This is a genomic window from Rhizomicrobium sp. (assembly GCA_037200985.1).
GTDB lineage: Bacteria > Pseudomonadota > Alphaproteobacteria > Micropepsales > Micropepsaceae > Rhizomicrobium.
In genome coordinates, this window is sequence record JBBCGJ010000001.1 from 1,297,865 (window position 1) to 1,311,909 (window position 14,045).

14 protein-coding genes are annotated in these 14,045 nt (G+C 67.9%); 12 read left to right on the plus strand and 2 right to left on the minus strand.

What is annotated here, in order from left to right; translation table 11 throughout:
* The first annotated feature begins 161 nt into the window (after nt 1-161).
* The 4 genes from ptsP to ispG all read left to right on the plus strand — a co-directional run bounded on the left by ptsP (nt 162) and on the right by ispG (nt 5,113).
* Nucleotides 162-2,420: a phosphoenolpyruvate--protein phosphotransferase gene (gene ptsP / locus WDN01_06250; protein ID MEJ0025614.1), complete on the plus strand. Its 2,259-nt coding sequence runs from the start codon at nt 162-164 to the stop codon at nt 2,418-2,420.
* Between the two features lie 94 nt (nt 2,421-2,514).
* The gene (locus WDN01_06255; GenBank protein ID MEJ0025615.1) at nt 2,515-2,898 is read left to right on the plus strand and encodes a hypothetical protein; all 384 of its coding nucleotides are present in this window, start codon (nt 2,515-2,517) and stop codon (nt 2,896-2,898) included.
* A gap of 119 nt (nt 2,899-3,017) precedes the next feature.
* On the plus strand, nt 3,018-3,974 hold the full coding sequence (locus tag WDN01_06260) for a RodZ domain-containing protein (GenBank protein ID MEJ0025616.1): 957 nt from the start codon (nt 3,018-3,020) through the stop codon (nt 3,972-3,974).
* Nucleotides 3,974-5,113 (plus strand): flavodoxin-dependent (E)-4-hydroxy-3-methylbut-2-enyl-diphosphate synthase, encoded by a 1,140-nt coding sequence (ispG, locus tag WDN01_06265; protein ID MEJ0025617.1) that lies wholly within the window; start codon nt 3,974-3,976, stop codon nt 5,111-5,113. The genes WDN01_06260 and ispG overlap by 1 nt, the downstream gene beginning before the upstream one ends.
* A 113-nt stretch (nt 5,114-5,226) precedes the next feature.
* On the opposite strand, the gene WDN01_06270 is transcribed toward ispG, so the two are convergent.
* Entirely contained in the window at nt 5,227-5,883 is a 657-nt protein-coding gene (locus tag WDN01_06270) for a hypothetical protein (GenBank protein ID MEJ0025618.1), read from the minus strand.
* 47 nt (nt 5,884-5,930) lie between these two features.
* Here WDN01_06270 and prfA point away from each other — a divergent pair, with 47 nt between their 5' ends.
* From prfA to WDN01_06310, 8 genes are all read left to right on the plus strand, one after another.
* Nucleotides 5,931-7,010 (plus strand): peptide chain release factor 1, encoded by a 1,080-nt coding sequence (gene prfA, locus WDN01_06275; protein MEJ0025619.1) that lies wholly within the window; start codon nt 5,931-5,933, stop codon nt 7,008-7,010.
* Complete coding sequence (gene prmC, locus WDN01_06280) at nt 7,007-7,864, plus strand: peptide chain release factor N(5)-glutamine methyltransferase (GenBank protein MEJ0025620.1); 858 nt, start codon at nt 7,007-7,009, stop codon at nt 7,862-7,864. Before prfA ends, prmC begins: the two co-directional genes overlap by 4 nt.
* Nucleotides 7,865-8,116: 252 nt before the next feature.
* Nucleotides 8,117-8,578, plus strand: a complete 462-nt coding sequence (locus WDN01_06285; protein ID MEJ0025621.1) for a DUF4167 domain-containing protein — start codon at nt 8,117-8,119, stop codon at nt 8,576-8,578.
* A 205-nt stretch (nt 8,579-8,783) separates the two neighbouring features.
* Nucleotides 8,784-11,414 carry an ATP-dependent chaperone ClpB gene (gene clpB, locus WDN01_06290; protein ID MEJ0025622.1) on the plus strand — a complete coding sequence of 877 codons (2,631 nt, stop codon included), beginning with the start codon at nt 8,784-8,786 and terminating at the stop codon, nt 11,412-11,414.
* 292 nt (nt 11,415-11,706) lie between these two features.
* A complete protein-coding gene (locus tag WDN01_06295) occupies nt 11,707-12,000 on the plus strand; it encodes a RebB family R body protein (protein MEJ0025623.1) in 294 nt (97 codons plus the stop codon).
* Between the two features lies 1 nt (nt 12,001).
* Nucleotides 12,002-12,325, plus strand: coding sequence for a RebB family R body protein (locus WDN01_06300; protein MEJ0025624.1), 324 nt, complete (start codon nt 12,002-12,004; stop codon nt 12,323-12,325).
* A gap of 21 nt (nt 12,326-12,346) precedes the next feature.
* Nucleotides 12,347-12,700: a RebB family R body protein gene (locus WDN01_06305; GenBank protein ID MEJ0025625.1), complete on the plus strand. Its 354-nt coding sequence runs from the start codon at nt 12,347-12,349 to the stop codon at nt 12,698-12,700.
* Nucleotides 12,693-12,980 (plus strand): hypothetical protein, encoded by a 288-nt coding sequence (locus tag WDN01_06310; GenBank protein MEJ0025626.1) that lies wholly within the window; start codon nt 12,693-12,695, stop codon nt 12,978-12,980. The genes WDN01_06305 and WDN01_06310 overlap by 8 nt, the downstream gene beginning before the upstream one ends.
* Nucleotides 12,981-13,057: 77 nt before the next feature.
* On the opposite strand, the gene WDN01_06315 is transcribed toward WDN01_06310, so the two are convergent.
* Nucleotides 13,058-14,032 carry an alpha/beta hydrolase-fold protein gene (locus WDN01_06315; GenBank protein ID MEJ0025627.1) on the minus strand — a complete coding sequence of 325 codons (975 nt, stop codon included), beginning with the start codon at nt 14,030-14,032 and terminating at the stop codon, nt 13,058-13,060.
* Nucleotides 14,033-14,045: the final 13 nt, after the last annotated feature.

Consider the following 14,045-nt stretch of genomic DNA (forward strand, 5'->3'; position numbering starts at 1 on the left):
TCCTCCCCCGCGTTTGCGGGGGAGGTGCTGAGCGAGCCCTTCGCGAGCGAAGCGGAGGGGGCCCGCCCCGCACCGTCGCCCATACACTTCCCCCCTCCGTCGCTGTCGCTGCGCTCCAGCGACACCTCCCCCGCAAACGCGGGGGAGGAAAAGGAGTTCTGATGCCCGTAGCCGCCGGCGGCCCGCGCATTCTCCTGCGACGCCTGCGCGAGATCATGGCCGAGCAGACGAGCGCCCAGATGCGGCTCGACAAGCTCGTCACCGTCATCGCGACCATCATGGTGGCGGAGGTCTGCTCGATCTATCTGCGCCGGGCCGGCAAGGCGCTCGAACTCTTCGCCACCGAGGGCCTGAACCGCAGCGCCGTCCACAACACGCGGCTGAAGGAAGGCGAGGGCCTTGTCGGCCTCGTCGCCGAAACCGCCGAGCCGGTGAACCTGTCGGATGCGCCGTCCGATCCGCATTTCTCCTACCGGCCCGAGACCGGCGAGGACCCGTACAAATCCTTCCTCGGCGTGCCCATCGTGCGCGGCGGCCAGGTGTTCGGCGTGCTCACGGTGCAGAACCGCCAGGCCATCCTCTATTCCGAGGAAGAGGTCGAGGCGCTGCAGACCGTCGCCATGGTGCTGGCCGAGGTCGTCGCCCAGGGCGGGTTGTTCAAGCTCTCCGAGCTCGACGAGCCCGAGCTGCGCGCCGACCGGCCGCGCACCTTCCACGGCGAGGGGTTGTCGGAAGGCGTCGGCATCGGCCGCGTCGTGCTCCATGAGCCGCGCGTAAAAGTCGAGCGCATGATCGCCGAAAATACGCTGGAGGAGCTGACCCGGCTCGAGGACGCCATCGGCTCGCTGCGCGACGCGGTCGACAAGATGCTGGATTCCAGCGAGCTCGACCTCACCGGCGAGGGCCGCGAGGTCATCGAGGCCTACCGCCTCTTCGCCCACGACCAGGGCTGGCGCCAGCGCATGCGCGACGCGGTGCGCACCGGCCTCACCGCCGAGGCCGCGGTCGAGCGCGTGCAGGACGAGATGCGCGTGCGCGTCCAGCGCCTCGACGATCCGGTGCTGCGCGAGCGCCTGCACGATCTCGACGACCTGGCGCGCCGCCTCCTGCGCCACCTGACCGGCGAAAGCGGCATCCAGGAGCTGCCGCTCAACGCCGTCGTGATCGCCCGCGCCATGGGCCCGGCCGAGCTCCTGGACTACAGCCGCGAACGCCTCGTGGGCCTGGTGCTCGAAGAGGCCGCCTCGACCTCGCATGTCGCCATCGTCGCCCGCTCGATGGGCCTGCCGCTGATCGGCTCGGTCGAGGGCATCACCGATTCCGCGCGCGGCGGCGACGAGATCGCGATCGACGGCGAGACCGGCGAGCTGCACCTGCGCCCGCAGAGCGAGATCGTCGCCGCCTTCGAGGTCAAGCGCTCGCTGCGCGAGCAGGTCCAGGCGCGCTTCGCGGCGCTGCGCGATCTTCCCGCCGTCACCAAGGACGGCGTGCCGATCAAGCTGATGATGAACGCCGGGCTCAAGCTCGACATGCCGCATCTGGCGCAATCCGGCGCCGACGGCGTCGGCCTGTTCCGCACCGAGCTTCAATTCATGATCGGCGAGACCATGCCGCGCCTCGCCGACCAGGTGTCGTTCTATCGCGAGATCCTCGACGCGGCCGGCGACAAGTCCGTCGTGTTCCGTACCCTCGACCTCGGCGGCGACAAGGTGCTGCCCTATGCGCGCTGGGAGCGCGAGGAGAATCCGGCGCTCGGCTGGCGCGCCATCCGCATCGCGCTCGACCGTCCGGCCCTGCTGCGCTACCAGGTCCGCGCGCTTTTGATGGCGGCGACGGGGCGGGTGCTGCGCATCCTCCTGCCGATGATCTCCAATGTCGACGAGTTCAACCGCGCCCGCGCCCTGATCGACCGCGAGACCGAACGCGCCCGCCTGCTCGGCCAGGAGCGGCCCAAGCAGGTCCTGGTCGGCGCCATGCTCGAAGTCCCGGCGCTCGCCTTCATGCTGCCGCAGCTGATGCGCTCGGCCGATTTCGTCTCCATCGGCTCGAACGATCTTCTGTCGCTCGCCTTCGCGGTCGACCGCACCAATCCGCGCGTCTCGCGCCGCTACGACACGCTCAATCCGGCGTCGCTGACGCTGATCCGTCTCATTGTGAACAGTTCGGCCGAGGCCCATGGCGAGCTGTCGCTGTGTGGCGAAATGGCCGGCAAGCCGCTCGACGCCATGGCGCTGCTGGGGCTGGGCTTGCGTACATTGTCCATGCATCCGGCCAATATCGGCGCGATCAAGCTGATGATCCGCAGCATGGATCTGAGCGAGGTGACGCCTTTCGTCACGAAACTTTGCGGCCGCACCGACCACAGCCTGCGCACGCGGCTCGCGGCTTTCGCGGCCGAGCGCGGGATCGCGCTGAAATAAATGGCGTCAAATTGTCGTGACCGGAACGCCTGCGCTTGATTTCGCTGTGCGCATGCGAAAAGGATCGTCTGTGTCCACCAATAGAGAGAGCATCTTGCACTACGGTATGATGGGTATTGCGGCTGCCGCCGCCTTGGGTTTGTCGCTGATCGGCGCGCAGGCCCAGTCGGATCCGGCTCCCGCTCCGGCGGCGCCCGGCACGGTCACGACGCCTAGCACGGTCGCCGCGCCCGCCATGGTCGCTACGCCGAACGCCCCGTCCAATACCGGCGCTCCCGGTCAGGCGGTTGCCGCGATTCCGCCCGATCCCGATGCCGACAAGATGATCTGCAAGGATATGCCCCCGCCGACCGGCTCGCGCCTGGGCGGCCGCCGTGTGTGCCTGACCAAGGCCGTCTGGCAGGAGATGACGCGCGTCGGCCAGGAAAATGTCGGCCGCATGCAGCGCGGCGGCGTCAGCGGCGGCAGCTCGCGCTGACCTCATCGCGGGGGGCGGCCGTCCGCCCATCGCGATAGGCCTGTAAAAAACGCCGCCTTTTCGGCCGGTTTCAAAGAATTGGCTGGCACCGGTGCGGCGCAGCGGATAATGCTTTGCCAATGACCAAAGTGACCCGCCTGACGCTCGATGACGACGGCAACATGAAGAGCCGGCGCATCCATCTGCGCGAAATCTCCGGCGACAGCGACGCCCCGCTGGAGACGGTGGGCCAGGATCTGCGCGCCGCCCGCCTGCGCCGCGGCGACGATCTGGCGACCGTCTCCAAGGCGCTGAAGATCCGCAAGGACCACTTGGAGGCGATCGAGGAGGACCGGCTGGAACAGCTTCCCGGCCGCACCTATGCGGTGGGCTTCGTCCGCTCCTATGCCGATTATCTCGGCCTCGACACCCAGCAATGCCTGGAGCGTTTCAAGGCGGAGATCGCCGGGCGTTCCGACACCGACAACGTCCCCGCCGTCTCCGTCATCGACGAGGACGAGAACCGCCGCCTGCCGCAGGGCTGGAAGATCATCGCGGCCGTCGTCGTGCTCCTGATGGCCTATGGCGCTTATTATGTGTTGAGCTCGACCAGTTCGATGACCTCGCAGCCGGTCCCCGCGCCGCCACAGCTCGCGCCGAAGCCGGTCGTTCAGGCGACGCCGCAGCCCGCGCCGCCGCCGGCCGCGACGCCGGCCGCGCCCGCGGCAGGTACCCCGGAGGCCGCCGCCGGCACGGCGCCGCCCGCCGGCGCCCCGGCGCCCGCCCCGCTGCCGCAAGGCCAGGTCTATGGCGCGAACAATCGCGGCGCCCGCGTCGTGCTGCGCGTGCATCAGGCGACGCGCGTGCTGGTCCAGGGCGAGGACGGGATGGTCTACATCAACCGCACGCTCCAGCCGGGCGACACCTACCAGGTCCCCAATGTCGTCGGCCTGACGCTGACGACGACGAATGCCAATGCGGTCGAGATCGACCTCGACGGCGAAACCAAGGGTTTTGCCGGCCGGGATGCCGGCGTCGCGGAAGGGCTGTCGCTCGATCCGCAATCGATCGTCGACCGCACCGGCGGAGGCCTCTGATGAGCGTACGCGCGTACCGCGATATCCACCGGCGCAAGTCGCGCCAGATCATGGTCGGCAAGGTGCCGGTCGGCGGCGACGCCCCGATCACCGTGCAGACCATGACCAACACCGTCACCGGCGACGCCCGCGCCACGATCGACCAGATCCGCGGCATCGAGGAGGCCGGCGCCGACATCGTGCGCGTCTCCTGCCCGGACGAGGACGCGACCAAGGCGATGCGGGCGATCACGCGGGCCGCGAACATCCCGGTCGTCGCCGACATCCATTTCCACTACAAGCGCGCCATCGAGGCCGCGGTGGCCGGCGCCGCCTGCCTGCGCATCAATCCCGGCAATATCGGCAACGCCAATCGCGTGAAGGAAGTCGTGCAGGCCGCCAAGGATCACGGCTGCTCGATGCGCATCGGCGTCAATGCCGGCAGCCTCGAAAAGGAGCTGCTCGAGAAATACGGCGAGCCGTGCCCCGAAGCGATGGTGGAGAGCGCGCTCAACCACGCCAAGATCCTCGATGACCTCGATTTCCGCGAATACAAGATATCGGTGAAGGCGTCCGACGCCTTCCTCGCGGTCGCCGCCTATCAGCAGCTCGCCGACGCGGTCGACTGCCCGATCCATCTGGGCATCACCGAGGCCGGCGGCATGATCTCCGGCACCGTCAAATCCTCCATCGGCATGGGCATGCTCCTGTGGAGCGGCGTCGGCGACACGATCCGCGTCTCGCTCAGCGCCGATCCGGTGGAAGAGGTGCGCGTCGGCTTCGACATCCTGAAGTCGCTGAACCTGCGCCATCGCGGCGTGAACATCGTCTCCTGCCCGAGCTGCGCCCGCCAGGGTTTCAACGTGATCGACACGGTTCGCACGCTGGAAGACCGGCTCAAGCATATCTCGACGCCGATGTCGCTGTCGATCATCGGCTGCGTCGTCAACGGCCCAGGCGAGGCGCGCGAGACCGATCTCGCCTTCACCGGCGGCGGCGCCGGCAAGGGCCACGGCCAGATTTATCTGAACGGCAAGCCGGCCTATCGCCTCGACAACGAGAAGCTGGTCGAGCACGTCGTCGAGCTCTGCGAGAAGAAGGCCGCCGAGATCGAGGCGGGCCGCGGCACCGTCGCGCCCGTGTTGGAACCGGCGCAATAGAAAGACTTGTCATGCCCGCGAAGGCGGGCATCCAGCGACCGGGCGAGCGGCCGATCTGGCTTCCGGCTTTCGCGGGATGACATTCTGGTATCGGTTTCCCTATCGGCGGACGCCTACCGCGCCTTGATCTGGCTCGTCACCACATCGGTCTGTGCGCCGTTCGGCACGTAGTCCACGCGCGCCGTCACCGTCCTGCCGCAGATCAGCCCCGTCCAGTTCTCGCGCCAGCCCTTGGGCGACGGCTTGCCCGCCGCCACGATGTCGAGCACCGCCGGCGTCTTCCAGTCCTTGCACTTGGTCACGTTCATCATGCTTTCGACGACATAGGCATGCGCCGTTTCTTCCAGCTTGTAGCCGCCGGCGAATTCGCCGGGCAGCAGCCCGCGCGTGCGCAGCGTGTTGTCGGACTTGGTCTCGACCAGCGCGCGGCGCAGCACCTTGGTGCCGCAGGCGTCCAGCGTGGCGCGCTGGACCCAGGCGCCGGTGCTCGCGCGCCATCCCTGCGGTCCCTTCACGAAGGCCGGCGCCTCGACGATCTCGGGCTTGTCGAACGAGACCAGCGTCAGGACAGGGCATTTGGCCTTGAGCGTCGCCGGCTCGGCGTCGTTATAGGCCTTGAGCAGGATCCCCCGATAGGCCGGGGAGCCGACATAGCCGTCGAACAGCGCCTGCTGGCTCTGCGCCTGGGCCGCGCCGGCCGCCAGCCCCAGAAGGACCAGCCCCTTGAGGAACGCGAACGCCGCGTGATAGCCGGGTAGCCGAAAGGTCATGCGCGCGCCTCGCGAAGGGGTCCGCGCATCCTATCTTAGGAACCGCAATGATCCCATCCGCCAAGCTCGAACGCCTGCTCGACCGCTTCCACGCGGTCGAGGCCGAGCTGTCGTCCGGCGCGGGCGGGCCGGCCTTCGTGAAGCTCTCCAAGGAACATGCCGAGCTCGCGCCCATCATCGACGTGGTGCGCGACTACCGCTCGGTGCAGGACCAGCTCGCCGGCGCCGAGGCGATGATCGCCGACCCCAAGACCGACAGCGAGATGCGCAGCCTCGCCGAGGAGGAACGCGCCGAACTCAAGCAGCGCTTCGAGACGCTCGAGCACGATCTGCGCATCCAGCTCCTGCCCAAGGACGCCGCCGACGCGTCCAACGCCATCATCGAAATCCGCGCCGGCACGGGCGGCGACGAGGCGGCGCTGTTCGCCGCCGACCTCCTGGAGATGTACACGCGCTATGCCTCGCTCCAGGGCTGGCGCACCGAAATGCTGTCGCGCACCGACAGCGACCTCGGCGGCATCAAGGACGCCGTGCTCGACGTCACGGGGCAGGGCGCCTTCGCCAAGCTGAAATTCGAGAGCGGCGTGCACCGCGTGCAGCGCGTGCCGGTAACCGAGGCGCAGGGCCGCATCCACACCAGCGCCGCGACCGTCGCCGTGCTGCCCGAGGCCGAGGACGTAGACATCGTCATCGACGACAAGGACCTTCGGATCGACGTCTACCGCGCCCAGGGCGCCGGCGGCCAGCACGTCAACAAGACCGAGAGCGCGGTGCGCATCACGCATCTTCCGACCGGCATCGCCATCGCCCAGCAGACCGAGAAGTCGCAGCACAAGAACAAGGCGGCGGCGATGAAGATGCTGAAGGCCAAGCTCTACGACATGGAGCGCGAGCGGGTGGATTCGGCCCGCGCCTCGACGCGCAAATCGCTGGTCGGCTCGGGCGACCGCTCCGAGCGCATCCGCACCTACAATTTCCCGCAAGGCCGCGTCACCGATCACCGCATCAACCTGACGCTCTATAAGCTCGACCGCATCATCTCCGGCGACGATCTGGGCGAGATCATCGACGCGCTGGTGGCGCAGGACCAGGCCGACCGTCTGACCGCGATGGAAGAGGAAGGGTGAGCGATCCGCTCGCCGCCGCCGTCGCCCGCCTGCGCGAAGCCGGCGTCGACAACCCGCGCCTGGACGCAAGACTGCTGTGGGAGTTCGCACGCTCTCTTTCCTCCCCCGCCGTTGCGGGGGAGGGGGACCGCGAAGCGGTGGAGGGGGCCGCCGCCGGTAGGCTCTTCGACACCCTGAGCGCCCGCCGCGCCGCGCGCGAGCCGCTCGCCTACATCACCGGCACCAAGGAATTCTGGAGCGTCGCCTTCGCCGTCGGCCCCGGCGTCCTGATCCCGCGCCCCGACACCGAAACCCTGATCGAGGAGCTGATCCGCCTCTACCCCGACCGCTCCGCGCCGCTGTCGATCCTCGACCTCGGCACCGGCTCGGGCTGCCTCCTGGTCGCGGCGCTGACGGAGTACCCGGCCGCCCATGGCGTCGGCATCGACGCCTCGCCCGAGGCGCTGGCCTGGGCCCGGCGCAACGTCGCCGCCCACGGCCTGGAGGCCCGCGCCAGCCTGATCGAGACCGCCTGGCCGGAGGAGGCCAGCCCCGGCTTCGACGTCCTCCTGTCCAACCCGCCCTACATCCCGACCGCCGAGATCGACACCCTGGAGCCCGAGGTTTCGCGCCACGAGCCGCGTCCGGCGCTGGACGGCGGGCCGGACGGCCTGGACGCATACCGCGCCTTGGCCCCGCGAATCGCCCGGCTCTTGAAGCCCTCCGGTTCCGCCATTTTGGAGTTCGGCGCCGGCCAAGCCGATGCTGTCACCGCCATCATGGCGTCCGAAGGTCTCCGGACCATGAAAATTGCGCCAGATTTGGCCGGAATCCCGCGATGTACGGTCGTAAAATCGGCGGCCCGCTCTATATAGAAAACAGTTGGAAATCGGCCCCCGAGCCGTTAGTTTCCCGGCCCGTGGGGACATAGGGACCCTGCCGGCAGTCGATCGCAATCGATCGGGGGGGCCGGAAAGCGGCCAGGCCGCGGTTCTTGTGCAAAGCGAAAGACGAGCCCTGCATTGCTGTGGCAGCCGGATTTGCGCGGAGCGCGGCCCGTGGGCGGCAAAGGCGCTTCCATCGCGCGCAGCAAAGCGATGCTCGTCCTCTGAAGGTTAGGGGCAGAAGTGAAACGTTCACGCAGAGGCGGCCGCAGGCCGCAACACGCAGGCGGCGGCGGTCATAACAATGGCGGCGGCGGCGGAGGTGGCGGCAACGTCCACAATCCGAACCGGACGTTCGATTCCTCGGGTCCGGAGGTGAAGATTCGCGGCTCGGCCTCGAATGTCTACGAAAAATACCTCCAGCTCGCCCGCGACGCCAATGCGTCGGGGGACCGGGTGATGGCGGAGAACTATCTCCAGCACGCCGAGCACTATTACCGCATCATGGCGGCGCAGCAGGCCCAGCTTCAGCAATACCAGCAGCAGCAGGCCCTGCAGCAGCAGCAGCCGCGCGGCGGCAATGGGAACGGAAACGGCAATGGCGGCGGCGACCAGCCCTATGTCCAGCCGCAGCCCGCCCAGAGCGCGCCGTCCTTCTCCCTCGCCGAGAGCGAGGAAGAGGGCGAAGAGGAAGCCGCGGAGTAAATCCGCGCTTGCCGTTTGATCTCGCGACGCGCTCCGGCAACGGGGCGCGTTTGCGTTTGTGCCCGGCCCCCTTGAAGAGTACGGACCGGGAACCCAATTACCCTCTGGAACGGGGCGCCCCTGAGGGGCCTTATTCCAAATCAAACGAGACTCGCCCGGGCGGCTCTACAAGGCGTCCTCAGGGACGAGGGCTTGAGAGGCGAAAATGGACGCAGAGAAATTCACCGAGCGGGCGCGCGGCTTCATGCAATCCGCGCAAGGGTTGGCCCTCCGCTCCAACCACCAGTACTTCACCCCCGAACATCTCCTGAAGGTCCTCATCGACGATGAGGAAGGCCTCGCGGCCCGCCTGATCGCGGCCGCCGGCGGCAAGCCGGAACAGGTCCGGGGCGGCGTCGAGCGCGCGCTGGCGAAGCTCCCCCAGGTCCAGGGCCAGTCCGGCCAGGTCTACCTGTCGTCCGACGCGGCCAAGCTGTTCGACAATGCCGAGCAGATCGCCAAGAAGGCCGGCGACAGCTTCGTCACCGCCGAATACCTGCTGCTCGCGTTGACGGTCTCCGGCAACACCGAGAGCGCCAGGATCCTGAAGGACGCCGGCGTCACCGCGCTGAACCTGAACAAGGCGATCGCCGACCTGCGCCAGGGCCGCCATGCCGACAGCGCCACGGCCGAGAACAGCTATGACGCGCTCAAGAAATACGCCCGCGACCTCACCGAGGCCGCGCGCACCGGCAAGCTCGACCCGGTGATAGGGCGGGACGAAGAAATCCGCCGCACCATCCAGGTGCTGGCGCGCCGCACCAAGAACAATCCCGTCCTGATCGGCGAGCCCGGCGTCGGCAAGACCGCCATCGCCGAGGGCCTCGCCCTGCGCATCGTCAATGGCGACGTGCCGGAGAGCTTGCGCAACAAGAAGCTGATGGCGCTCGACATGGGCTCGCTGATCGCCGGCGCGAAATTCCGCGGCGAGTTCGAGGAGCGGCTGAAGGCCGTGCTGGGCGAAGTCACTTCCGCCGAGGGCAACATCATCCTCTTCATCGACGAGCTGCACACTCTGGTCGGGGCCGGCGCGTCCGAGGGATCGATGGACGCCTCCAACCTGCTCAAGCCGGCGCTGGCGCGCGGCGAGCTGCATTGCGTCGGCGCCACCACGCTCAACGAATACCGCAAATATGTCGAGAAGGACGCCGCTCTGGCGCGGCGCTTCCAGCCCGTCTTCGTCAACGAGCCGACGGTGGAGGACACCATCTCCATCCTGCGCGGCCTCAAGGAGAAGTACGAGGTCCATCACGGCGTGCGCATCACCGACAGCGCGCTCGTCGCCGCGGCGCAGCTTTCCAACCGCTACATCACCGACCGCTTCCTGCCCGACAAGGCCATCGACCTGATGGACGAGGCGGCGTCGCGCCTGCGCATGCAGGTCGACTCCAAGCCGGAAGAGCTCGACGAGCTCGACCGCCGCATCATGCAGCTCAAGATCGAGCAGGCGGCGCTCAAGAAGGAAACCGACGCCGCGTCGAAGGACCGGCTGAAGACCCTGGAGCACGACCTCGCCGAGCTCGAGGAGAAGGCCAACGTCCTCTCCGCCAAATGGCAGGAGGAGAAGAAATCGGTCCAGGACGTCCAGGGCCTGAAGGAACAACTCGACAAGGCCCGCATGGAGGTCGAGGTCGCGCAGCGCAAGGGCGACTTCGCCCGCGCCGGCGAGCTCAGCTATGGCGTGATCCCCGGTCTCGAGCGCCAGCTCAAGGCCATCGAGGACAAGGAGACCAACTCCCTCGCCAAGGAAGCGGTGACGCCCGAGCAGATCGCCGCCGTCGTGTCGCGCTGGACCGGCATCCCGGTCGACAAGATGCTGGAAGGCGAGAAGGACAAGCTCCTCAAGATGGAAGATGCGCTGGAGCAGCGCGTCGTCGGCCAGCACGAGGCGGTGCGCGCCATCGCCAACGCGGTGCGTCGCGCCCGCGCGGGATTGCAGGACCCCAACCGTCCCATCGGCTCGTTCCTGTTCCTGGGCCCCACCGGCGTCGGCAAGACCGAGCTGACCAAGGCGCTCGCCTCCTTCCTGTTCGACGACGACACCGCCATGGTGCGCATCGACATGTCCGAGTTCATGGAGAAGCATTCCGTGGCGCGTCTCATCGGCGCCCCGCCGGGCTATGTCGGATACGAAGAGGGCGGCGTGCTCACCGAAGCGGTGCGCCGGCGGCCCTATCAGGTGATCCTGTTCGACGAGGTCGAGAAGGCCCATTCGGACGTGTTCAACGTGCTGCTCCAGGTGCTGGACGACGGGCGCCTGACCGACGGGCAGGGCCGCACCGTGGACTTCAAGAACACGGTGATCATCCTGACCTCCAATCTCGGCACCGAACTGCTTTCGACCGGCGAGGAGACCCGCGAGGCCCGCGCCGCCGTGCTGCAGGCCGTCAAGGCGCATTTCCGGCCCGAATTCCTGAACCGGCTGGACGAGATCATCCTGTTCCACCGGCTCTCCCGTGCGAACATGGACAAGATCGTGGAGATCCAGCTCGGCCGCCTCGAGAAGCTGCTCGCCGACCGCAAGATCGAGATCACGCTGGACAAGCGCGCCACCGAATGGCTCGCCAATGCCGGCTACGACCCGGTCTATGGCGCGCGCCCCTTGAAGCGCGTGATCCAGCGCCGCCTGCAGGACCCGCTCGCCCAGCTTCTGCTGGAGGGCAAGATCCTCGACGGCTCGAAGGTGAAGGTCTCGACCGGCAAGAACGGGCTGACGATCGACGGCGTCGAATTCGCCACCGGCGAAGACGACGTCGACATCGACCACACCCCGCAGGTCAGCCGAGCGGTCCATTAAGACTCCGCGCAGCGGGGAGCGACCCCGATCGGTGTCATCCGCCGCGAATGCGGCGGACCAGGTGATATCTGCACGGCAGGCGTCACCTGGGTCCGCCGCATTCGCGGGGCATGACACTTAAGGGTCGGCAGGTTGTCCGATATCCGCATATGCAGCGCACCGTCGCCGCCCCGCTGGTGCCTTGTCGCCGCCCCGCGACGTCATCATGAATATTTAAACAATACTTCAGGTAGCCGCTGTTATTTTCGGTGAAATAGGCGATAGACTTCAGATAGACGGAGGAGGCAAGCACATGGCTGAACCGACACCGGTCGATGGGGTGATTACCGATTCCCTCACCCAGTCCAATGTTACGGTCCTGGGCGACGCGCCCGCGATCGCCATGGGCAATCTCTACCAGGCGACGGCCCAGGCGCTCGCCAATGCGGCGCACAACGCGACGAGCGCGCAGCAGCAATCCAACATCACGGCCCAAGCCGCGACGACCATGGGCGTGTCGACGCTGTATTCAATCGACACCGCCAGCACCGGCCAGGCGACCGGCAAGATTCTCGGCAACGCCGCGACCGCCAGCAAGGATTCCTGACATGGCCATCCCGACACCCGTCAACGGGCAGATCACCGACGCCGTCACCCAATCCAACCTCACGGTCGTCGGCCAGGCGCCGGCCATGGCGCTGGGCAATCTGCTGCAGGTCTCGGCCCAGGCCTTCGGCCTGATGATGCAGAACGCCGCCGCCGCGCAGCAGCAGCTCAATATCACCGCGCAGGCGGTGACGACCCAGGGCGCCGTCGTCCTGTCGTCCTCGGCGTCGGCCTCCGCCGCCAAGCTGGCGCAGTCCGACGTGCCGGACAATCTGCTCTCGCTGCTCGCCGCGCTACGCGCCGGCACCGGTCCGATCCCGAGCTGACCTTCGAACAGGAGCGTGCCGATGTCCGATCCGCAGACGCCCGGTGCGCCGCCGCCGGGCGAGACCGCCGAACCGCCTTTCCACCAGGCCGAGCAGGAAGAAACGGCGCGCGCCGAAACCGGCGGCGCGGACGATCCGCTCAACGGCCAGATCACGGCCGCCGTCGCGGCCGTGGAAGCCGCCATCGAGGACGCCATGGCGGTTGCCGCCGCGTCGCTGGCGCAGGTCGTCGCGCAATCGGCCGGCCTCGCCATGCTGAACGCCGTCAACGCGCAACAGAACGCCTACATCACCGCCAACGCCACCGTGGCGGCGACGGTGGCGCGCATTCTCTCGGCGCGCGAGGTCGTCACGAAGGAGCCCGCCGATGTCTGATCCGGTCGATCCGCCGGTCGATGTCGGCGACAGCTATGCGATGGTGGCGCAGGCCTGCGCGCTGGCGATCCAGGACGCAGTGGCCCATCTGCGCAATGTGGAGATCGTCGCCAACGCCGTCATCGGCGTAGCGCAGGAGCGGCTGATCAGCGGCACCAACGGCCCCGACCCGGCCGCCGCCATCGCGACGGCCCAGGAGACGATCGTCGCGGCGGTCAGGACTCTCGAAACGATCAGCGCCACCGCCGGCAAGATCCTCGCGGACTTCCCGCGCGGGTAGGGACCCCAAAAATATTGTCATGCCGACGACGCGGGAATGACACTCTGGAATAAGCCGATCAACCGCAGGCCGGCGCTCTACCGATACCCCCGCCACAGCCACTCCAGCGCGTCCGGCAGCGTCTCTTCGGTCACGCGCGGATCGACATGTACCGCGCCCTTCGCCAGCACATAGCGGTAGTCGTAGCCCTTGGCCTTCAGCACCGCCGCCATCCGCGCATTCGCCAGCGGCCAGTTGTGCCAAGTCTCTTCCGGATCGTCGAAATGCAGGTCCTTCTCGCCCACCTCCATCCAGACGCGGATCGGCTTCTTCGGCGCGTCGGCGATGAGACGGTCGTGATACTCCCACGCCCCGCGCGGCGTCGCTACGTTGGGCGGCGATTGCTGGTTCACGAAGGTGCCCGAATAGGACAGCACCTTGCCGTAACGCTCGGGATGGAACCACGCCATGGTGAAAGCGCAGGCCGCGCCCGAGCTCGCGCCCATCGTCGCGCGCCCGTTCGGGTCGCTTGTCAGCGTCACGCCCGTCTCCGCCACGACGCGCGGCAGCACCTCCGCCTCGATGAAATCGCTGTAGACGCCCGACACCGTGTCGTACTCCAGCCCGCGCTCCGAGCCCTGCGCGTCGCCGCCGCCGCTGTCGACGAACACCGCGACCATGGCCGGTATCCGCCCCTGCGCGATCAGATTGTCGAGCACGCGCGGCATCACCTTCATATAGCCATAGCCGTCCTGCACCACCATGAACGGCGCCGCCGTCCCGCGCGCATACTGCTTCGGCACATAGACCCACACGGTGCGCGTATAGGGCAGGGGCATGGACTGCTCGTGCGCCGCCGCCGCGATCCGGTTGCCGTAAGCATCGCGCCGCTTCGTGATCGCGTTCTCGATCCGCGCGATGCCCGGATAGAATCTGCTGTCGCCCGAATACATCGCGAAGGCCTTGATCTCGCCGACCGGCACGCCCGCCGCGACGCGCGTCTCCGGCGCCGCCGCATAATCCGGCCCGATGACGATGTCGGCCGGCTCCCCCGCCAGCGCGGCGCCCGTCATTGCAAGCCCCGCG